The organism is Dactylosporangium sp. NPDC050588, from assembly GCF_040654975.1.
In the GTDB taxonomy this organism is placed as follows: domain Bacteria; phylum Actinomycetota; class Actinomycetes; order Mycobacteriales; family Micromonosporaceae; genus Dactylosporangium; species Dactylosporangium maewongense.
The window spans coordinates 1-22320 of record NZ_JBFAJA010000128.1 but is presented as its reverse complement, the minus strand read 5'-3'; the positions used below and the strand labels follow the sequence as shown (position 1 = coordinate 22320).

At 71.6% G+C, this 22320-nt stretch carries 12 protein-coding genes; 9 read left to right on the top strand and 3 right to left on the bottom strand.

What is annotated here, in order from left to right; genetic code table 11:
- The first annotated feature begins 149 nt into the window (after positions 1-149).
- The 4 genes from AB0I21_RS52685 (at position 150) to AB0I21_RS52670 (ending at position 7553) form a co-directional block, all read left to right on the top strand.
- Positions 150-4079: a choice-of-anchor D domain-containing protein gene (locus AB0I21_RS52685; RefSeq protein ID WP_360572846.1), complete on the top strand. Its 3930-nt coding sequence runs from the start codon at positions 150-152 to the stop codon at positions 4077-4079.
- 243 nt (positions 4080-4322) lie between these two features.
- Positions 4323-5585 (top strand): ABC transporter substrate-binding protein, encoded by a 1263-nt coding sequence (locus AB0I21_RS52680; RefSeq protein ID WP_360572844.1) that lies wholly within the window; start codon positions 4323-4325, stop codon positions 5583-5585.
- Complete coding sequence (locus AB0I21_RS52675; RefSeq protein ID WP_360572842.1) at positions 5582-6550, top strand: sugar ABC transporter permease; 969 nt, start codon at positions 5582-5584, stop codon at positions 6548-6550. The genes AB0I21_RS52680 and AB0I21_RS52675 overlap by 4 nt, the downstream gene beginning before the upstream one ends.
- A 97-nt stretch (positions 6551-6647) precedes the next feature.
- Positions 6648-7553: a carbohydrate ABC transporter permease gene (locus AB0I21_RS52670; protein WP_360572840.1), complete on the top strand. Its 906-nt coding sequence runs from the start codon at positions 6648-6650 to the stop codon at positions 7551-7553.
- A gap of 1356 nt (positions 7554-8909) precedes the next feature.
- Here the strand turns inward: AB0I21_RS52670 and AB0I21_RS52665 are convergent.
- Complete coding sequence (locus tag AB0I21_RS52665) at positions 8910-9800, bottom strand: hypothetical protein (RefSeq protein ID WP_360572838.1); 891 nt, start codon at positions 9798-9800, stop codon at positions 8910-8912.
- The gene (locus AB0I21_RS52660) at positions 9797-11041 is read right to left on the bottom strand and encodes a hydrolase (RefSeq protein WP_360572836.1); all 1245 of its coding nucleotides are present in this window, start codon (positions 11039-11041) and stop codon (positions 9797-9799) included. The genes AB0I21_RS52665 and AB0I21_RS52660 overlap by 4 nt, the downstream gene beginning before the upstream one ends.
- A gap of 164 nt (positions 11042-11205) precedes the next feature.
- On the opposite strand from AB0I21_RS52660, the gene AB0I21_RS52655 reads away from it, so the two are divergent.
- Genes AB0I21_RS52655 through AB0I21_RS52640 form a run of 4 tightly spaced genes read left to right on the top strand, consistent with a single transcriptional unit; the run spans position 11206 to position 16833 of the window.
- The gene (locus AB0I21_RS52655; RefSeq protein ID WP_344504598.1) at positions 11206-11937 is read left to right on the top strand and encodes an ABC transporter ATP-binding protein; all 732 of its coding nucleotides are present in this window, start codon (positions 11206-11208) and stop codon (positions 11935-11937) included.
- A gap of 1 nt (position 11938) precedes the next feature.
- Positions 11939-14449 (top strand): FtsX-like permease family protein, encoded by a 2511-nt coding sequence (locus AB0I21_RS52650; RefSeq protein ID WP_360572834.1) that lies wholly within the window; start codon positions 11939-11941, stop codon positions 14447-14449.
- A gap of 9 nt (positions 14450-14458) precedes the next feature.
- Positions 14459-16165 (top strand): sensor histidine kinase, encoded by a 1707-nt coding sequence (locus AB0I21_RS52645; protein ID WP_360572832.1) that lies wholly within the window; start codon positions 14459-14461, stop codon positions 16163-16165.
- The gene (locus AB0I21_RS52640) at positions 16162-16833 is read left to right on the top strand and encodes a response regulator transcription factor (protein ID WP_360572830.1); all 672 of its coding nucleotides are present in this window, start codon (positions 16162-16164) and stop codon (positions 16831-16833) included. Before AB0I21_RS52645 ends, AB0I21_RS52640 begins: the two co-directional genes overlap by 4 nt.
- A 263-nt stretch (positions 16834-17096) precedes the next feature.
- Here the strand turns inward: AB0I21_RS52640 and AB0I21_RS52635 are convergent, their stop codons facing one another.
- Positions 17097-18200, bottom strand: coding sequence for a ricin-type beta-trefoil lectin domain protein (locus tag AB0I21_RS52635; protein WP_360572828.1), 1104 nt, complete (start codon positions 18198-18200; stop codon positions 17097-17099).
- Between the two features lie 409 nt (positions 18201-18609).
- Between AB0I21_RS52635 and AB0I21_RS52630 the strand changes: the two genes are divergently transcribed.
- A complete protein-coding gene (locus AB0I21_RS52630; protein ID WP_360572826.1) occupies positions 18610-22176 on the top strand; it encodes a choice-of-anchor D domain-containing protein in 3567 nt (1188 codons plus the stop codon).
- Positions 22177-22320: the final 144 nt, after the last annotated feature.

The window sequence follows — 22320 nt, the reverse complement described above, 5'->3', positions numbered from 1 at the left end:
GACCGGCACTTTGGCCGGTCGCGCGGCAGTTCCGACGTTGACATAGGGGTGTCGCAAAATTTCATAGGGCAGTCAGCATCTTGCGGTGAAGGATCGACCAAGTTACGGTTCGATCCTTCATCGTTGCCGTTCCCCGCCAGGAGCGTGTCATGCGTCGTGCCCTCATCCGCCTCCTGCCGGCAGCGCTGACGCTGTCCGCACTGGTGGTCATCGCGCCCCAACCGTCCAACGCCGACATCACCACCGTCTCGGTCGACAACCTGCGCACCGGCTGGGACAGCAACGAGCCCGGCCTGGCGCCGTCGGCCGTGTCCGCCTCCGACTTCGGGCAGCTGTTCTCGGCGACCGTCAACGGTCAGGTGTACGCGCAGCCGATCGTCGCCGGTGGCACCCTGATCACCGTCACGGAGAACAACTGGGTCTACGGGCTCAACCCGGCGACCGGCGCCGTGAACTGGTCGCGCAGCGTCGGGCCGGCGTGGCCCGCGTCGGCGATCGGCTGCGGCGACCTGGTGCCCAACATCGGCATCACGAGCACGCCCGTCTACGACCCGGCGACCAACGCCGTGTTCTTCATGGCGAAGGTCAACGACGGCCCCGACGCCGACCACCCGCACTTCTACCTGCACTCGGTCAACCCCGCGACCGGCGTCGAGCGGGCCGGCTGGCCGGTGACGATCCAGGGCTCGCCGACCAACGACCCGGGCAACACGTTCAACCCGAAGACCGCCGCGCAGCGCCCCGGCCTGCTGCTGCTCGACGGCGTCGTCTACGCCGGGTTCGCCAGCCACTGCGACTACGGCCCGTACGTCGGCTACGTCGCGGGCGTGCGCACCACGACGCCGCAGATGACGACGCTGTGGTCCACCGAGGCGGGCCGCAGCAACGGCATGGCCGGCATCTGGCAGTCCGGCGGCGGCCTCGTCTCCGACGGCCCCGGCCGGATCATCGTCTCCACCGGCAACGGCGTCTCGCCCGCGCCCGGCCCCGGCACCAGCCCGCCCGGCACCCTCGCCGAGTCGATCATCCGGCTGCAGGTCAACGGCGACGGCTCCCTCACCGCGAAGGACTTCTTCAGCCCGTTCAACAACAGCCGCCTCGACCAGGACGACACCGACTTCGGCTCCGGCGGCCCGATGGCGCTGCCCGCCGGCTTCGGCACCGCCGCCCACCCCAAGCTGCTGGTGCAGACCGGCAAGGACGGCCGCGTGTACCTGCTGGACCGCGACAACCTGGGCGGCAACGCGCAGGGGCCGGGTGGCGGCGACGCGTCCGTCGGCCCGCCGGCCGGGCCGTACAACGGCGTCTGGGGGCACCCCGCGTTCTGGGGCGGCGACGGCGGCTACGTGTACCAGGTCGAGAACCAGGGCTTCCTGCGCGCGTTCAAGTACGGGGTCAACGGCGCCGGCCTGCCCGTGCTCACCTCCGCCGGGACCAGCGCGTCGACCTTCGGGTACACCTCGGGCTCACCGGTCGTGACGTCCACCGGTACCACCTCCGGAAGCGCCATCGTGTGGGCCGTCTACAGCGACGGGTCCAGCGGCGCCAACGGCCAGCTGCGCGCCTACGACGCGCTGCCGGTCAACGGCCGGCTCAACCTGCGCTACAGCGCGCCGATCGGGGTCGCGACCAAGTTCGTCACCCCGGCGACCGACGGCGGGCGGGTCTTCGTCGGCACCCGCGACGGGCACGTCATCGGCTTCGGCCGGCCGACCACGGCGGCGCTGACCAGCGGGCCCACCGACTTCGGCAGCGTCGCGGTCGGCAGCACCGCCAACGCGACCGTCACCGTCACCGCGACCCGCGCCGTCTCGATCACCGCGATCTCGACCGCCGCGCCGTTCGCCGCCACGCCGCCCGCCCTGCCGGTGAACCTCACGACCGGGCAGACGCTGTCGGTGCCGGTGCGCTTCACACCGTCCGCGACCGGCGGCGCCACCGGCAGCCTGACCTTCACCACCAACGCCGGCACCGTGCCGTTCGACCTGCACGGCATCGGCACCAGGCCCGGGCTCGGCGCCACCCCGTCGACGCTGTCGTTCGGCACCGTGCCGACCGGGGCCAACAAGACCCTCGGCGTCAGCGTGACCAACACCGGCACGTCCGCGGTGACGATCACCGGCTTCACGCCGCCGGCCGCGCCGTTCACCGCCACCGGCGTCCCCGCCACCGGCACGACCCTCGCCGCGGGCGCCTCCGTGTCGGTCTCCGTCCGGTACGCGCCGACCGCGGCCGGCACGGCGAGCAGCACGTTCATCGTCACCAGCAGCGCCGGCTCCGTCACCGTCCCGGTCACCGGCACCGCCGTCACCGGCGCGCCGCAGCTGACGATCACCCCCAACCCGGTCCAGTTCGGTCAGGTGCCGGTCGGGCAGACAGCGACCGCGGTCTTCGACATCGCGAACACCGGCAACATCACGCTGACCCTGACCAAGGCGGCGCCGCCGGTCGGCGCGTTCAACACCACCACGCCCGTGTCGGAGGGGCAGCAGCTGTCGCCCGGCGACATCATCCACCAGACGGTGACGTTCACGCCGTCGTCGGCCGGGCCGCAGTCGGCGGTGTACTCGATCACCGGCGACGACGGGCAGGGCGCGGTCCTCGTGCAGCTCACCGGCACCGGCGTCACCGCCGGCACCACGAACCTGGCGCTGGGCAAGCCGGTGACCTCGTCGAGCGCGCAGGGCGGCTACCCGGCGACCAACGCGGTCGACGGCGACGTCAACTCGTACTGGGAGAGCGCCAACAACGCGTTCCCGCAGTGGATCCAGGTCGACCTCGGCACCACCGCGACGGTCGGGAAGGTGACGCTTCGTCTTCCGCCCGCCGCCGCGTGGGCTGCCCGGCGGCAGACGGTCGCGGTCCTCGACGGCGCCACCGGTGCGATCCTCCGGCCCGCGGCTGACGTGGTGTTCGACCCCGCTTCTGGGAATATGGCGGACATTCCGGTCACGGCCTCGGTGCGCTACCTGCGGCTGCAGATCACCGGGAACACCGGCTGGCCGGCCGGGCAGGTGTCGAGCCTGGAGGTGTACGGATCCGGCGGCGGGACCCCCGCACTGACGCTCAGCCCGACGTCGCTGTCGTTCGAGGACACCACGGTCAACGACAACAGCGACTGGCAGACGGTGCTGGTCACCAACACCGGCACCGGCCCGGCGACGGTCTCCGGGATCACCGCCACCGGCGACTTCACCCGGACGACCACGTGCGGCACGGTCATCGCCGCCGGCGCCAACTGCACGGTCACCGTCACCTTCCACCCGGCCGCGGCCGGCAACCGGACCGGTTCGCTGACCGTCGCGTACGGTGGCTCGTCGGCCTCGGTGGCGCTGTCCGGCAAGGGCGTGTCGGTGGGCACGGCGACGCTGACCGCGAACCCCGCGTCGCTCAGCTTCGCCGCCACGACCGTCGGCTCGTTCAGCGGGGCGCAGGCCGTGACGATCAGCAACACCGGCACCGCCGCGGCGTCCATCGCCTCGATCACCGTCGCCGGCGACTACACGATCGCGAGCGGCTGCGGCACGTCGATCGCGGCCGGGGCGAGCTGCACCGTCAACGTCACCTTCCGGCCCACCGCGACCGGCACCCGGACCGGCTCGCTGACCGTCACCTACGGCACGGCCACGCTGAGCGTGGTCCTGTCCGGGCAGGGCGCCTCCGCGAGCGGGCAGAACCTGGCGCTGGGCCGGCCGACCACGCAGTCGTCCAACACCCAGGCGTACGGCTCCGCCAACGCCGTCGACGGCAACGCCAACACCTACTGGGAGAGCGTCAACAACGCCTTCCCGCAGTGGATCCAGGTCGACCTCGGCTCGTCCGTGTCCGTCGGCAAGGTCACGCTGCGCCTGCCCCCGTCGACGGCGTGGGCGGCCCGCACCCAGACGGTGACGATCACCGACGGCGCGACCGGCGCGATCCTCCGCGGCTCGGCGGTCGTCTCCTTCGACCCGGCGACCGGAAACACCGCGATCCTCTCCTTCCCGGCGGGGAACGTGCGGTACCTGCGGATCACCATCACCGCGAACAGCGGCTGGCCCGCCGGCCAACTGTCCGAAGTGGAGGCATACAGCCTTTAGCCCACTGCTGTTCGCCACCTGGCACGAATAGCCCGAGGTCATGGTCTGACCTCGGGCTATTCGGCGGATCGAACCATACTTTGGGTTGTGATATAAGTCATCCGTGCGTCCTGGGTTATCCCCCGGATGACGCAGTTGATCGAACCGGACGTTCATCACCAAACGACTTCCGTGAGCACTAGGTTCACTCGACGACATGAGTGACCCGGATTCGCCCGCCAGCGAGGCCACGGGAGGTTCGACGTGTGGAAGGGCCGCCTGGCCATCATCTCGCTGCTCGTCGTGTCGCTGCTCGCGTCACTGTCGATGTTCACCGTCGGCGGTGCGAGCGACGACCAGCTCGAGGTCTACTCATGGTGGACCGGACCCGGTGAGGAGGAGGGCCTGGCCGCGATGGCCGAGGCCTTCGAGGCCTCCAACCCCGGCATCCGCTTCGTCAACGCCGCCGTCTCCGGCGGTGCCGGCTCCAACGCCAAGGCGATTCTGGCCAGCCGGCTGCTCGCCAACGACCCGCCCGACTCCTACCAGCGCCACGCCGGGCTGGAACTGCTCGACGACGTCCGGTCCGGCAAGGTCCAGGACCTGACAACGTTGTACGAGGAGCAGGGCTGGCGGAAGGTCTTCCCGAAGGGCCTGCTGGACAACCTGACCATCGACGGCAAGATCTACGCCGTCCCGGTCAACATCCACCGCGCGAACCTCATCTGGTTCAACCCGCGCGTCCTTCGCGAGCTCGGCCTGGCGGGTCCGCCGAAGACGTGGTCGGACTTCCTGACCCAGGCCGCCGTCATCAAGGGCAAGGGCAAGGTGCCGCTCGCGGTCGGTCCCGAGTGGACCCAGAAGCACCTCATGGAGACCGTCCTGCTCGGCGAGCTCGGCGCCGACTCCTACGAGCGGCTCTTCTCCGGCGACCTCAGGTGGACCTCGCCCCAGGTCACGTCGGCGCTCGACATGTTCGGCAAGGTCCTCGCCAACTCCGACGTCCGCTCCGCGGCCGGCGAGTGGCAGCCGCAGCTCGACAGGGTCATCGAAGGCTCCGCCGTCTACGCCGTCATGGGGGACTGGAGCTCCTCCTACCTGGAGCAGTCGAAGAAGCTGCAGTGGCGCGACGGCTACGACGTGGCCACCTCGCCCGGCACCGAAGGCGTCTACGACTTCCTCTCCGACTCCTTCACCCTCCCCACCGGTGTGCGCAGCCCTTCGTTGTCACGCAAGTGGCTCATCGAGTGCGGCTCCGCCGACGGGCAGAACCTGTTCAACCCCCTCAAGGGCTCCATCCCCGCCCGCACCGACGCCTCGGCCGACCTCTACAAGGGCTACCTCGGCTGGACCCTGCAACAGTGGCGCGACCCGAAGACCCGCATCGTCGGCTCCCTCGCCCACGGCGTCGTGGCCAACAACGCCTACAACGCGGAGATCGACTCGGCGCTCGGCCTGTTCGTCCAGCACGGCGACCTCGGCAAGTTCGCCAGCACCGTGCAGCAGCAGTTCCAGGAGACGCGATGACCGCCCCCGTCCACGTGCCGCGGCACTCCAACGCCCCGCCGCACGTCCCCTTCGTCCCGCCGCCGATCCGCCGCCGTAAGCACCGCGGCCCCGCGTGGCTGGCCGGGCTGCTCCTCGTCTCGCCGTCCCTGATCCTCATCGGCGTCTTCGTCTACGGCTTCCTGGGCTGGAACGTCCGCGTCTCCTTCACCAACTGGCGCGGCCTCTCGCCCTCCTACCACTTCGTCGGCCTGTCCAACTACTCACGCCTGCTGCGCGACGAGCGCTGGCACGCCGACGTGCGCAACCTCGTCGTCTTCACCGTCGTCTTCGTCGGCGGCTCGCTGCTGCTCGGCTTCCTCATGGCCATGCTCCTGGACAAGGGCGTGCGCGGCGAAGGCTTCCTCCGCGGCGTCTTCCTCTTCCCGATGGCCATCTCCTTCATCGCCACCGCCATCGTCTGGCGCTGGCTGCTCGACAACGGCTCCGGCGGCGACACGGCCGGCCTCAACAAGCTCTTCACCGTCATCGGCCTCGACTTCCTGCGCAGCGACTGGCACAAGTCCGACTCCGTCTGGGCCATCGCGGCCGTCGCCCTTCCCGCCGGCTGGGCCCTCTCCGGCTACGTCATGGCCCTCTTCCTGGCCGGCATGCGCGGCGTCCCCGAGGCCCTCCGCGAGTCCGCCCGCCTCGACGGCGCCAGCGAGACCCAGGTCTTCTGGCACGTCGTCCGCCCCGCGCTGCGCCCCGTCACCTTCAGCGCCCTGCTCATCATGGTCCACATCTCGCTGAAGACCTTCGACCTGCTGTACGCCCTCGACCAGGGCAACCTCCGCATCGACACCCCGTCGCTCTACATGTGGTTCACCACCTTCGACGGCGGCTTCTACGACCGCGGCGCCACCATCGCCACCGTCCTCCTCGTCGGCGTCACCCTCGTGGTCGGCCCCTACGTCTGGTACGCCCTCCGCACGGAACGGCGGTGACTTCCATGCCAACCACCGCTCTGGGGCACGTCGTCCCGCTCCTGGTCCCGCCTCTTGTCCCGCTTTTCGTCCTGCCTTTGGAACGGGGGTAGTCCGCATGGTCCGCGCCACCGCCACGGTGCCCCGGCACGTGGTCTCCGACCCGATCCCGCCCGCCACGTCGAAGGCCGCCGCCGGCAGCCGCAGCGTCGTGCGGTACGTCGTGCTGTGGGCCCTCGCGTGCTTCTTCCTGCTCCCCGTCTACGTCCTGGTGGTCACGTCCTTCAAGGACCCCGTCGACGTGTCGGCGACGCGGATCTGGGAGCTGCCGACGAGCCTGTCGCTCGACAACTTCGGCCTCGTCTGGCCCAAGCTCGCCTCCGGCTTCCGCAACAGCCTCTCCCTCGCCATCCCCGCCAGCCTCCTCTCCGCCCTCCTCGGCTGCGCCAACGGTTTCGTCCTGTCGAAGATCCGCTTCCCCTTCGCCAACGTCGTCTTCCCGCTGATCCTGTTCGGCATCTTCGTGCCCTACCAGGCCGTCATCATCCCCGTCTCGCAGACCATGACGGCGGTCGGCCTCCGCGGCGGCAACGACCCGACCGGCGGCCTCGCCGGCCTCATGCTCATCCACATCATCTACGGCCTGCCGATCACCACCCTCATCTTCCGCAACCACTTCGTCGCCATGTCCAACACGCTCCTCGAGTCCGCCCGCCTCGACGGCGCCGGCATCCTGCGCAGCTTCGTCGACATCGGCGTCCCCCTCGCCAAACCCGCCTTCGCCGTCGCGATCATCTGGCAGTTCACCTCCTCCTGGAACGACTTCATGTTCGGCGCCATGATGACCAGCCGCGACTCCTGGCCGGTGACGATCGCCCTCAACAACATCGCTGGCGGCCAGTCCGTCCCCTTCGGCCAGGCGATGGCCGGCGCCCTGCTCGTGAGCCTGCCCACACTCGCCCTCTACGTCCTGCTCGGCCGCTTCTTCATGCGGGGCCTGCTCGCCGGCACCCTCCAGGACTGAACATGGGTGCCCCCGCCGCAGTCCCTAGGCAGAATTCCCGATGCGCCACCCCCCGCCCAGCCGCGATGCTTGCCTCCGACCGGTTCCCGACCCGAGGAGGTCCCGACATGAACGCCACCACACGCGGCTGGGCAGGCCCAAGCCTCACCACCGCCCCTGGATGACCACGCTTCACCCCCCGGCCGCGCCCCGGTCGACACACCCCTCGCCCCCGCGACGCCAGACCATCTCCGTGCCGCGGCCTGACCGGTGCGGCGCTCGACGACCAGGACGTCGCGGTCCGGGACCTCGCGGCGGAACTCGGGGACCACGCCGGTGCGGCGAACCACGGCGCCAGCCCGACTCATGTCGCGGCCCGGCCGGTGCGGTGCCCGGACCACGGCGCCAGGCCAACACCTGCCACGGCCTCGCCGGACCACGGCCGCGCCCCGGGGTTCGCCGCCTGGATCGTGGCGGCAGGCCAACTCATGTGACGCCCGCGCCGGTATGGCGCCTGTGCCACGGTCGCGCCCCGGGTCTGGCGTCTGAGCCGCGACCGTAGTCCGACCCGTGTCGCGACCCCGTCTGGCGCGGCGCCCGGATCGCGGCAGCAGGCCGTTTGCTCGTCGCGGGCCCTGGCTGGTATGACGCCATCCCGCGGTCGCGACTCCAGGTCTGGCGTCTGGATCGCGGTGGCAGGCCGTTAGCTTGTCGCGGGCCCTGGCCGGCATGACGCCATCGCGCGGTCGCGACTCCAGGTCTGGCGTCTGGATCGCGGTGGCAGGCCGTTAGCTTGTCGCGGACCCCGGCCGGCATGACGCCATCCCGCGGTCGCGACCCCAGGTCTGGCGCCCGGATCGCGGTGGCAGGCCGTTAGCTTGTCGCGGACCCCGGCCGGTATGACGCCATCCCGCGGTCGCGACTCCAGGTCTGGCGTCTGGATCGCGGTGGCAAGCCACCCCCCGTCCCGGCCCCCGCTGGCAGACTCACCCCTTCCGGCGTGGTGGCGGGCCTACCCTCGTCGCGGCCGGCGGTGGCGGACTCACCCATTCCGACCGCGGTGGCAGGCCGACCCCCGTCGCGGCCGGCGGTGGCAGGCCCACCCTCGTCGCGGCCCGCGGTGGCAGGCCACCCTCGTCGCGGCCCGCGGTGGCAGACTCACCCTTCCGACTGCGGTGGCAGGCCGACCCCCGTCGCGGCCCGCGGTGGCAGGCTCATCCCCGTTCCGGCTGCGGTGGCGGGCCTATCCCGTCGCGGCCTGGTCGGCATGGCACCTGGCCGCGGGCGCTGCCGACTCCCTCGCGGCACGGCGCGGCCGGCACGGCGCCCCGACCGTGGTCGCAGCTTCACGGCCGGCGACCGGCCGGCGCGCGGCACTCAGGTGATCTGGCGGGACTGGGCCGCATGACCGCACTCGCAACGGAACCCGTAGATCGCGCCTCCCACGCCGCCAAACTCGCCCGTCTGCAGCTGCCCGACGAACCACATCGGCCGGCCGCAGCAGTCCGGCCACTGTGGAGACGCCTGCGACCACGCGGGCCGCCCACCGAGCCGCCCCACGTCGTCCCACCGGCGCTCGCCGGCCGGGGCGAGCCGCAACCGCGGCGGCTCCGGACAGCCGTCGGGTGGATAGCCGGGGCACGACTCGACGCGCTCCTCGTCGAACCTCCCGGACGCCCAGCCGTAGCCGGCCCGCACGTCCTCGTCGGCGTCGCACTCCGAGCAGAGGCTCATCACGAACGCATGCCCGCCGCCCCGCACGGCCGTCGGCAGCAGTGCGTCGCTCACCAGCAGCGGCACCGAGAGCGGCAGCGCGCAGCCCAGCCCGCGCGGATCCCCGAACACCGCTCCCGGATCGACGAACGTCTCCAACCGCGGATCCGCCGTGCGGGCCGTCACGATCGTCCGTGCCTGCGGCAGGTAGCGCCGCCTCGCCGGGCCGTCCGCCGGCACCCACACGCCCCGCGCCCCGCACATCTGGCGAACCGCGCCCGACGACCGCGCCAGCTGCCCCAGACGCGCCAGCGACCGGTCCGTGTCGGCCCCGAGCAGCAGCTCCACGCGCGCCGCGTCGAGGTCGGCGCGCGGCCGGTGCCGCCACGGCTCGACCGGCGGGGACAAGGCGACCCTGTCGGCGAGCCGGTCCACGAGCTCGTCGGGGGCGTGCTCCGAGGTCCGCCAGAACCCGGCCCGGTCGGCGGCGACGAGCCGGGCGACGGCCGCATCGGTGAAGTCCTCCAGCACCGCGCCGCGGTAACGCCCGCTCATGCCACGAACCCGATCTCCGGATACCGCGGCGACGCCGCGTCGAGCAGCCCGCAGTCGGCGCCGGAGCCGCGCAGGTGCAGGTCGAAGAACGCGCCCACGTATGCCCTGACGACCGCGGCCACCCGCGGCCCGTCGATCGTGCCGTAGGCATCGCCGGTCTGCGCGCCCGGCAGCCCCGCGAGCGTCGGGACCATCAGCACCGAGTCGTGGAACGACAGGTGCCGCGCGCCGGGCATCGTCAGCTCGCGGTGCCAGCCGCGCAGGTGGTCGGCGAACACACCCCAGCCCGGCGTGTTGCCGCGGTCGGTGTCACCTGCCGCGAACAGCAGAAACGGCCGGTCGAGTCCCGCTGCGGCATCTGTACCGTAGAAGGCGCCGTCGAGATTGACTCCCGCGCGGATCCGACGGTCGTCGTGCATCGCCTGGGCGGCGGTGGCGCCGCCGAGCGAGTGGCCCACGGCACCGACGTGCGTGAGGCGCAACGAGCCGCGGGTCCCGGCCGGGAGACGGCGCCGCTCGACGTCGGGATTGCCGCCGTGGTTGAGGGTCGCCAGACGGTCCAGGACGAACCGCAGGTCAGCGGAGCGGACCGCGACCATCTTCGCCGCGAACGCGTCGAACTGGGCCGTGTCCTCGATCTGCGCGATCAACGCCGTGATCGTGTTGGGCTCGACGCGGCCGCCGGGGAACTCGACAGCGATCGGGTCGTGGGTGTGATCGACGGTCACCACGACGTGGCCGCGGCTGGCGAGGTCCTCCACCAGTGCCGCGCTGGAGTTGCGCCCGGCGCCATACCCAGGTGAGAACAGCACCACGGGCCAGCCGCCACGCCGCGCGGCGATCGGTGCGCCTGTGTGCGCGTGGGTGCGGACCGCCGCCAGGCCGGGCAGGTCCCGCTGGACGCCGCTGACCGTCTCGGCGAGGTCCCGGCCGACGGGCCCTGCCTCGGCCGAGGCCAGCCATGGTGCCGGTGGGCCGGCCGGATATGCGGCCGGATACCACAGCTGCACCATGAGCTCCCTGGGCCGGGCGAGCGCCATCCAGGGGTCGGTCCTCGCCGGGTCGACGAGATGCAGCGGCACCGTCCCGATCGGGTGCGCGCCAGTCGGGACGGGCAGCCGGAACGCTGGCCTGGCGCCTCGCGGCGCGGCGGCGGTGGGCATCGCGGGCAACACGGTCAGGCCGGCGCCCGCGGCGGCAGCCCCCAGCAGTCGGCGGCGGGACAAGTACAGGTGGCGCATGGCGAATCCTCTCGCTCGGTGCCGCCGAAGTTAGCCCCGCCCGCGCCGCCGTGTCGTCCTCCCGCGGGCCGACCCGAAACTGCCCGTGTCCGACCTGAGTAGGACAACCATGGTGTGCTTGACGACGACGACGCGGCACCCGCGCCGCGCCTAACTTGCCTCCCATGACAACGACGCTCGCGGTCGAAGTGACCGACCTCGTGAAGGTGTATGGAACAGGCGACACCACGGTGCGCGCCCTGGACGGCGTCGGCGTCGCGTTTCCCGCCGGCGAGTTCACCGCGATCATGGGCCCGTCCGGGTCCGGCAAGTCCACGCTGATGCACTGCCTCGCGGGGCTGGACACTGCGACGTCCGGCTCGGTCCGGCTGGGCGGCACGGAGCTGACGGGTCTGTCCGACAAGGCACTGACGCTGCTGCGCCGGGAGCGGGTCGGGTTCATCTTCCAGTCCTTCAATCTGCTGCCGACGCTGACCGCCGAGCAGAACATCCTGCTGCCGTTCGACCTCGCGGGCCGCAGGCCCGACCAGCGGCGGTTCGCGCAGGTGGTGTCGGTGCTCGGCCTCGGCGAGCGGCTGCGGCACACGCCCAGCCAGCTGTCCGGCGGTCAGCAGCAGCGGGTGGCGTGCGCCCGGGCGCTGCTCGGCCGGCCCGACGTGGTCTTCGCCGACGAGCCGACCGGCAACCTCGACTCCCGCGCCGGGGCCGACGTTCTCTCCGTCATGCGGCGCAGCGTCCGGGAGCTGGGTCAGACGGTGGTCATGGTGACCCACGACCCAGTCGCCGCCTCCTACGCCGATCGGGTCGTCATGCTCGCCGACGGCCGCATCGTCGACGAGCTGCGCGGCCCCACGCCCGAGGCCGTGCTGGACCTGCTCAAGCGGCTGGGGGCCTGACATGCGACGCACCGCACTGTCCGGGCTGCGGCCGCGCCGCCTCGTGCCCACCGCGCTGGCCATCGTGCTCGCCGTCGGGTTCGTCGCCGGCATCATGATCTTCGGCGACACGACCCGCGCCGCGTTGCTCGACGAATACGCCCGCTCCGCCCGCAACGTCGACCTCGCCGTCACCGCCGCCGACCGCACCCGCCTGCCACTGTCCACAGTGGAGGAGATCGCCCGGCTGGACGGCGTCACCGCCGTCGAAGGCCGCATGGCGGAGCAGGCACCGCTCATCGACCGCGACGGCCGTCTCGTCACCGAGTTCGGCGTCCCCGGCCATGCCGTCGACGTCGGCGACCGCGCCGAGCTGCGCCCCTTCGACCTGCGCACGGGCGGGCTGCCACAGGGCGACGGCGACGCGGCGCTCGACGCCCGCAGCGCCCGGCGCACCGGCTACCAGGTCGGCGACACCATCGCGCTGGTGGGCGCCGACGAGCAGCGGCACGAGTTCCGGCTCGTCGGCATCGTCGACATCACCGGCGTCGACGGCGGCAACGCGTCCACGGTCGTGCTCACCCGGCCGGCGCTCGTGCGGCTCACCGGCGCCACCGGCTTCCGCGAGGTCGTCGCGACCGTCGCCGACGGCACCGCACCCGCCGCCGTCCGCTCGCACGTCACGGCGCCGGGGAAGGTGCGCACCGGCGACCAGCTGCGGCGTGACCTGGCCCGGGAGGCGTTCAGCCAGATCGACGGCCTGCTCATCGGGCTGCAGCTCTTCGCGGTCGTCGCGGTGCTCGTCGCCGCGCTCGTCATCGCCAACACGTTCAACATCCTGCTCGCCCAGCGCATGCGGGAGACGGCGCTGCTGCGGTGCGTCGGCGCCACCCGCGCGCAGGTGTTCCGGCGGGTCATCGCCGAGGCCGCCGCGGTCGGGTTCACGGGCGCCGCGCTCGGGATCGGTGTCGGCCTCGCGATCGGCTTCGGACTGTCCCGCGGTGGGGCACTGCCAGGCATCGGGCTGCCCACCGGTCGACTGGTTGTCGGTGTTTCGCCGGTACTGGTGGCGCTGCTCCTCGGTGTGGTCCTCACGACCGTGTCGGCGCTGGTGCCCGCGATCCGGGCGACCAGGGTGCCGCCGATCGCGGCGCTGCGGATCACGCCGTTCGGGCGCGGTGGCAGCCGGCGCGGGCGGGTCGTGCTGATCGTGTCCGCGGCGCTGCTCGTCGTCGCGGGGGTCGCGCTGACCCTGGCCGGGATGCGCACCGGTGATCCGCTGACCGCGATGGTGATCGTCATGGCGGGTGGCACGAGCGTGTTCCTCGCGGTGCTGCTGCTCCTGCCGCTGTTCATCGGGCCGCTGGTGTCCGCGGTCGGATGGCTGCCGGGCCGCCTCGCCGGCGCGCCGGTCCGCCTGGCCGTCGCCAACGCCAGGCGCAACCCGGGCCGCACGGCGGCGACCACGGCCGCGCTGCTCGTGGGGGTCGCGTTGATGGCCGGCGGCAGCACCATCGCCGCGACTGTCAACCGCACCGCCGAAGCCCAGCTCGACAAGGCGTTCCCCGTCGACTACCTGCTCACGCCCGCGGTCACCGGCGGCGACCGGCCGGCGACGGTCCCGGCGGCGGTGACCGCGGGACTGCGCGCCGACCCCGCCTTCGACCTCGTCGTCGCGGTCAGGCAGGACGATGCGAAGAGCCCCGGCGGCGGGCTGCGCGTCGGGACCATCGACGAGGCGGCGATCGGCACGGCGTTCCGACCCGTCGTCTCCGCCGGGCGGCTGACGGACCTGCGGCCCGGGACCGCCGTCGTGGCCAGCGGCTCCGACGCCCTCGCCGGGCGGCGGGTCGGGGACCAGCTCCGGCTGACCGGTCCCGGCGGCCACTCGATCACGGTGACGGTCGCCGCGACGGTCCAGAGCGCGACGCTCGTCGGCGACGTCATGGTCACCGACACCGACTACAGGGCGTTGTTCCCGGCGGCCGTCGGGGACTCGCTCGTCATGCTCCGCACTGCGGGTGGCGTACCGGCGACGACCGCACGCCACCAGATCGACGCCGCCCTCGCGGCGCACCCGCTGGTCCAGGTCGGCGACCTCAAGGAGTTCCGCGACGAACGCAACAACGCGATCGACCAGATCGTCGCCGTGATCGCCGTCCTCCTCGCGCTGGCGCTGATCATCGCGCTCGTCGGCATCGCCAACACGCTGTCGCTGTCGGTACTGGAGCGGACCCGCGAGTCCGCGTTACTGCGGGCGCTCGGCCTGACCCGCGGGCAGCTGCGCGTGACGCTGCTCGCCGAGGCGGTGCTGATGGCCGCGGCCGGCGCCGTTGTAGGGGTGGCGTTCGGCCTCGTGTACGGGTTGCTCACCGCGGATGCGGGGTTCGGGGAGGTCGACACCTTGATCGCGGTCCCGGTCGGGCAGCTGGGAGCGTTCGTCGGGCTCGCGGCGCTCGCGGGCGTACTCGCCGCAGTCCTCCCGTCACGCAGAGCGGCAAACGTCGCAGTCGTCGTAGCACTGGCAGATTGAAGACCTATCGTGGACGACGTGTGGAACGGCGAACACCTCCGGCGCATCAGGACCTGGCTGTTCGACGGGGGCCTCGCAGGATCTGTGCTGTACGTGACGGTGATGGAGCGCGGGCTGGAGCCGCCCGTCGTCGCGATCGGGCTCGTCATGGCGGTCGCCATGCTGGCCCGTCGCCGCTATCCGTTGATCGTCGCCTGCGTCGTCTACACGGCGGCGCCGCTGCACCTGCTGTTCGACGACGCGATGCGCCTCTATGACATGGCGGTGCTGATGTCCATGTTCGCCGTCGTCAAGTACCGGCCCCAGCTGTTCTGGGGCATCCTCGCCGGCGTCGGTGCGGGCATCGGCGTCGTCATCGGCGCCGCCGTCGAGGCCCGCAGGACCGACAACTTCGGCACCATCACGTGGATCATCGGCACGCTGACCATCGCTGTGTGGTTCTCCGCGTACGGAGTGAGGACCCGGCTGCTGTACGTGGCGAGCCTCGAGGAGCGGGCCGCCACCCTCGAACGCGAGCGCGACCACCTCGCCCGCCTCGCCGCCGCCGACGAGCGCGCCGCCATCGCCCGAGAGCTGCACGACGTCGTCGCCCACAGCCTGAGCGTGATGATCGTCCAGGCGGACGGCGCCGGGTACACCCTCGACCCGTCCGCGTCGCGGGCCCGCCACGCCCTCGACACGATCGCCGCCACCGGCCGCGACGCCCTCGAGGACATGCGCCGGGTGGTGAGCGTCCTGCGGGGTGCGACCCCCGGCGCGGGGGACGTGTCCAGGCGGCGCGTCGGCCTGGCGGAGCTCGACCGGCTCGTCGAGCGGGCCGGCCTGCGGGTCGATCTGGAGACGGTGGGCACCCCGGCGGGGTTGAGCGTGGCGGAGGAGCTGACCGCGTATCGCATCGTGCAGGAGTCCCTGACCAACACCCTCCGGCACGCGGGCCCGGACGCGAAGGTGACCCTGCGACTGGAGTACGCGCCCGAGCACCTCGTGATCGAGGCAACCGACGACGGGGGCGGCCGGCTGCCCGCCGCCACGAAAGGCTCGGGCGGTCACGGCCTGATCGGCATGCGGGAGCGGGTCGCGCTGCACGGCGGGACGGTGAGCGCCGGTCCGCGGTTCGACGGAGGGTGGACCGTCACCGCCACGATTCCCAGGACACCACCGCCGGCCGTTCCGCCGGGCGAGCCGCCAACGCCTCCGGTAGGCGCGGCCGACGGCGACGGCGCTCCGGCAGCCGGCGCCCCGGCGGCCGCAGCGCGAGCGGCCAGAGCCGCGGCAGACACGGCCGGCGCCGATGGATGCCAGGCGGATGCGGCGCGCGCAGATGAGGCCGGGATGGACGTGCCGCGTGCGGATGGCGTTGCGGTGGACGTGGCCCGTGCGGATGAGGCCGGAATCGACGTAGTGCGTGCGGATGGCGTTGCGGTGGACGCTGCCCGCGTGGATGAGGCCGGGATGAACGTAGTGCGTGTGGATGGTGTTGCGGTGGACGTGGCCCGCGTGGATGAGGCCGGGATGGACGTAGTGCGTGTGGATGGTGTTGCGGTGGACGTGGCCCGCGCGGACGGAGCTGGTGCGGTGCGCGCGGGCGGGGTCGAGGCGGGTGTGGTGCGGGCGGCTGGCGTCGCGGTGGATGTAGTGCGGGCGGATGGAGCTGGACCGGGTGCGGTGCGCGCGGACGGAGCCGGGATGGTGGCCGGGGGCGGGTGGGGCCGGTGATCCGGGTGGTGATCGTCGACGATCAGGAGCTGATCGTCGCTGGGTTCAGGATGGTGCTGTCGGCGCAGGACGACATGGTGGTGGTGGGGGAGGCGGGCGACGGGGCTGAGGCGTTGCGGTTGCTGCGGCGGGTGGAGGCGGATGTCGTGGTGATGGACATCCGGATGCCGGTGATGGACGGGATCGCGGCGACCGAGGCGCTGTGTGCGCGGCCGGGTGGGCCGCGGGTGCTGATTTTGACGACGTTCGACACGGATGAGGACGCGTTTGCGGCGTTGCAGGCGGGGGCGAGCGGGTTTCAGCTGAAGAACGCGCCGCCGGGGGATCTGCTGGCGGCGATCAGGGCGGTCGCGGGTGGTGAGGCGATGGTGGCGCCCAGGGCGACGCGGAGCCTGCTGGACCGGTTCGCGGGGAAGTTCGTGACGGCGCCGCCGGCGGTTGAGGACCCCGAGGCGTTGCGGCGGCTGGCGAGCCTGACGGACCGGGAGCGGCAGGTGCTGCTGCTGGTGGCCGAAGGGCTGTCCAACCCGGAGATCGGGGAGCGGCTCAACGTGGCGGAGACGACCGTGAAGACGCACGTGGGCCGGGTCCTGCTGAAGCTGGAGGTGCGCGACCGGGTGCAGGCGGTCGTGTTCGCGTATGAGGTCGGGTTGGTCCGGCCACCCTGATCGAGCGGGGAGGGCCGGCCGCGCCCGAGGTCGGCCCCGCCGACCCGTTCGAGCGGGGAGGGCCGGGTGCGCCCGAGGTCGGGTCGGTCGATCTGATCGAGCGGGAGGCCGGCTGCGCGCGTTGTCGAGGCGGTTGGCCTGGCCGGGCGGGAGGGCTGGATGCGGGCGAGGTCGGGTTGTTCCGAGCCGCCCTGATCGAGCGGGGAAAGCCGGGTGCGCCCGAGGTGGACGCACCCGGTCGGAGCGGGGATCAGGCCGGCAGGCTAGGGGCGGGCGGCCCAGCGTTGGGCGCCGGTGCCGTTGCAGGTCCAGAGCTGGACCTTGGTGCCGTTGGCGGTGCCTGAGGCGTTCACGTCGACGCACTTGCCGGAGCCGGTGCCGGTGATGGAGCCGTTGGCGTTGAAGGTGAACTTCTGGGCGGCGGTGCCGTTGCAGTCCCAGATCTGGATCTTCGTCCCGTCGGCGGTGCCGTTGCCGTTGACGTCGAGGCAGCGGTTGCCGTACACGCGGATCTCGCCGGCGGCGGTGCGGGTCCACTTCTGGTTGGTGCCGCCGTGGCAGTCCCAGATGTGGATCTGGGCGCCGGCGGTGGTGCTGGCGCCGGCGACGTCCATGCAGCGGTTCGACTGCGGGCTGACCAGTGAGACGGCGGTGCCGACCGGTGGGATGGTCGGGGTGAGGCTGCCGGGGACGGACTGGAGGGCGGAGAACCAGCGCGCCCCCATCTTGTCGTAACCGGTGGCGTTCGGGTGCACGCCGTCGGCGAGGTCGGCGGTGGTGATGGCGGAGTGCATGTCGACCAGGTGCGTCATCGGACCCTTGCCGGCGACGATGCCGGGGATCGCGGCGTTGTAGGCCTGGACGCGGGCCTCCTGCGTCGCGTTGGTCTCGGGGGTGATCTGGGCGACGAAGAGCTCGACCGACGGCGCGTTCGCACGGATCTTGTCGATGAGGGCGGACAGCCGGGCCGGGGCGTTGGCGACGTCGTAGTTCTGGTTCATGTCGTTGGTGCCGATGTGCAGGAGGATGGTGCGCGGCGAGGTCGCCTGCAGCCAGCCGACGATGTTGGCGTCGAGCTGGTCGATCCGCCAGCCTGAGTGGCCCTCGTGGTCGTGGTCGCCCAGCGACGCCGGGCCGTTGAAGCCCGACCCGACGAAGTCGACGGTGTACCCGCCGGCGGCGAGCCGCTGCCACAGGTTGATCCGGTAGCCGCCGGGCACGTTGAACCCGTCGGTGATCGAGTCGCCGAGCGGCATGACGCGGACGCCGCCGTTCGACTCGGCCCGGGCAGGGGCCACAGGGGACAGGACAAGGCTCGCGAACAGGCCGAGCGCGAGGCCGGCGGCAAGAGCGAGTTTGCGTCGCATGTACTGGTTCCTCTCGTCTGCCGTCCGAGGGCGGTCCACAGCACGGGATGAGCCGGGCCGAGCTGCGGCAGCGGACGGTCGCATCGAGTGTTGGCGATGTGGTGACGGTCAGGGGAGCCCAGTGGCGCGGTGGAGCGCCGAGCGGTCGCGCGGCAAAGCCAAGCGGAACGTGAGCGGATGAGTGCTCAAGCCTTGCAAGAACGCGTTCGAAAACAGCAAAGATGTGTCTGTATATTGCGCAGCGGTGTCGGTGGAGTTACGGTCCCTCTTGCACCGCCCCGCCAACCGGTGTACAAAACCCACCCCGCCGTTCGATCGTCACCACCAGCGCCGACCAGCCCGACACCGCCAACTCGCGGCCGGCCGGCTGATGCTTGCGCGGCACGGCCCCGTCGAAAGCGAGCAACACATGTTCCGGTCCACTCGAGGTGCCAGGCGGAAGGGGCGTCTCGTCGCCCTGACCGCGGGCACCACCCTCGCTGCCGCGGGCGTCGTCGTCGGTCTGACGATGTCGCCGGCCGCGGCGGCCGCGACCGGCGGCGTCGGTGCGACGCTGCCCTTTGTCGAGGTGCAGGCGGAGAACGCCACCACCAACGGCACCGTCATCGGCCCGAGCGCCGCCTACAACACCCTCGCCGGTGAGGCGTCCTACCGCAAAGCCGTCACGCTGCAGGGCAGCGGCAAGTACGTCGAGTTCACCACGCCGGTCGCGACGAACTCGATGGTGTTCCGCTACAGCATCCCGGACTCCAGCAACGGCTCGGTGTACACGGCGCCGATCTCGCTGTACATCAACGGGGTCAGGTCCAACAACTTCACGCTGACCAACGCGTACAGCCACTACTACAGCAGCTACCCGTTCAGCAACCAGCCGGGCAGCAACCACCACCACTACTACGACGAGGTCAACCGCCTCTTCCCGCAGGTCTACCCGCAGGGGACGAAGTTCCGCCTGCAGGTCGACGCCGACTCGACCGCCTCGTCGTACACCATCGACCTCGCGGACTTCGAGAACGTCGCCGGTCCGCTGTCGCAGCCGGCCGGCTCGGTGTCGATCACGAGCAAGGGCGCCGACCCGAACGGTGTCAACGACTCCACGTCCGCGATGAACCAGGCGATCGCGTCCGCGGGCGCCGGCGGCACGGTGTGGATCCCGCCGGGCACGTTCAAGATCCAGGGCCACATCGCGGTCAACAACATCACGATCAAGGGTGCCGGCATGTGGCACTCGAAGACGACCGGTGACCGGATCGGGTTCTACGGCAACTACGCGCCGACGCCCAGCTCCAACGTGCACCTGTCGGACTTCTCGATCTTCGGCAACGTGCAGGAGCGCAACGACGCCGACCAGGTCAACGGCATCGGCGGTTCGCTGAGCAACTCCACCGTCACCCGGGTGTGGATCGAGCACACCAAGGTCGGCGCCTGGATGGACGGGCCGTTCACCAACCTGGTGTTCGACCAGATGCGGCTGCGCAACTACAACGCCGACGCGATCAACTTCCACAACGGCGTGACGAACTCGAAGGTCACCAACAGCCACGTCCGCAACCCCGGCGACGACGGCCTGGCCATGTGGGCCGAGCAGAACGCCGACGTGAACAACTCGTTCGACCACAACACGGTCGAGCTGCCCATCCTCGCCAACGGCATCGCGATCTACGGCGGCCACGACAACTTCGTGACCGACAACAGGGTCATCGACGCCGGCCTCAGCCAGGGCGGCGGCATCCACGTCGGGCAGCGCTTCGCGTCCACCCCGATCGGCCGCACCGACGTGCTGCGCAACACCATCATCCGGTCCGGCAACCTCGACCCGAACTGGCAGTTCGGCGTCGGCGCGCTGTGGTTCGACGCCCGCGACGGCGTGATGAACGGCCTGACCAACATCGACAACATCCTGATCCAGCAGAGCCCGTACGAGGCGATCCAGTTCGTCTCGGGCTCGCAGATCAACAACGTGAAGATCAACAACGCGACGATCCAGAACACCGGCACGTTCGTGGCGCAGCTCCAGGTCGCCGGCGCGGCGACGATCACGAACAGCACCGCCACCGGCACCCAGGGCCCCGCGCCGATCTACAACTGCGGCGCCGGGTTCAACCTCACCGACGGCGGCGGCAACTCCGGCATCTTCGGCTCGACCGCCTGCACGATGCCGACGCCGACGTTCCCGCCGTACCTGCCCGACAACGGCTCCAACATCACCGTCAGCCCGAACGCGCTCGGCTTCGGCTCGGTCGCGACCGGTGGCGCCAGCGCGGCCCAGGCCGTGACCGTCACCAACAGCGGCACCGCGTCGGCCCCGGTCGGCACGATCGCCGTCAGCGGCGACTTCACCCAGACGAACACCTGCGGCACCAGCATCGCCGCCGGCTCGTCCTGCACCGTGAGCGTGACGTTCCGGCCGTCGGCGGCGGGCACCCGCACCGGCAACCTGAGCGTGACCGCCGCAGGCGTCACCAGCACCGTCCCGCTGTCCGGCACGGGTGTGGCACCCGGACCGGTCATCAACGCCAACCCGGCCTCGCTGTCCTTCGCCGGTACGGTGGTGGGCGCGTCCGCCCCGACCCAGACGGTGACCTTCACCAACTCCGGTACCACGGCGGCCACGGTCTCCGGGGTCACCACCAGCGGTGACTACAGCCAGACCAACAACTGCGGCTCCCTCGCGGTCGGCGCCTCCTGCACGGTCACCGTGAAGTTCACCCCGACCGCCTCGGGTGCCCGCACCGGCACGCTGACGGTCACCAGCAACGCCAACAACAGCCCGGCCACGGTCGGCCTGTCCGGCTCCGGCATCGGCACCAACACGAACATCGCCCTCAACCGGCCCGCCACCGCCAGCAGCCAGGTCAACGGCACGCAGGCGGCGACCACGGTCACCGACGGCAACGCCGCCACCTACTGGGAGAGCACCAACAACGCGTTCCCGCAGTGGGTCCAGGTGGACCTGGGCGCGACCACCAGCATCGGCAAGGTCACGCTGAAGCTCCCGCCGGACGCCGCGTGGGCGACCCGCCAGCAGACGCTGTCGGTCCAGGGCAGCACCGACGGCTCCAGCTTCAGCACGATCGTCGGCTCCGCCGCCCAGACGTTCAACCCGGCCAGCGGCAACACGGTCAACCTGACCTTCGGGGCGACGAACACCCGGTACGTCCGCGTCAACATCAGCGCGAACACCGGCTGGCCCGCCGGCCAGGTCGCGGAGCTCGAGGTCTACCCGAGCGGCGGCACCACGCCGACCGCGCCGGTCCTCAGCGCCAACCCGACCGGCCTGACCTTCGCGTCGCAGGCGCTGAACACCACCAGCGGCTCGCAGGCGGTCACGATCAGCAACACGGGCACCGCGGCGGCCACCGTCTCGGGCGTGACCGCCACAGGTGACTACCAGCAGACGAACAACTGCAGCTCGATCGCGGTCGGCGCGTCCTGCGTCGTCAACGTGACCTTCCGGCCCACCGCGTCCGGCACGCGGACCGGCACGCTCACGGTCACCAGCAACGCGCAGAACAGCCCGACCACGGTCTCGCTGACCGGCACCGGCGCCGGGGGCACCACCCCGACCAACCTCGCCGCGGGCAAGCCGACCAGCGAGTCCAGCCACGTCCAGGTGTACGGCTCCGGCAACGTCACCGACGGCGACCAGAACTCCTACTGGGAGAGCAACAACAACGCCTTCCCGCAGTGGGTCCAGGTCGACCTCGGCTCCGCACAGAGCATCAGCAAGGTGGTCCTGCAGCTGCCCACCTCGTGGGGCGCCCGCAACCAGACCATCCAGGTCGTCGGCAGCACCAACGGCTCGAGCTTCTCGACGCTGAAGGACACCGCGTCCTACGCCTTCACCGGCGGCGCGGGCAACACCGTCACGATCACGTTCACGGCGCAGACCCAGCGCTACGTCCGGCTGAACATCACCGCCAACTCCGGCTGGCCGGCGGGGCAGATCTCGACCTTCCAGGTCTGGAACATCTGATCCGCCCGTAGTTCCAAGAGGGGTGGGGCCCGGGCGGGGGGGCCCCCCCCCGCTTTTGGGGGGGGCCGGGAAAGGGGGGGGGGGGTCCCCGCCGCCCGGGGGCCCCCCCCGCCCCGGGGCCATACCCCCACCCACCAAGAGAGG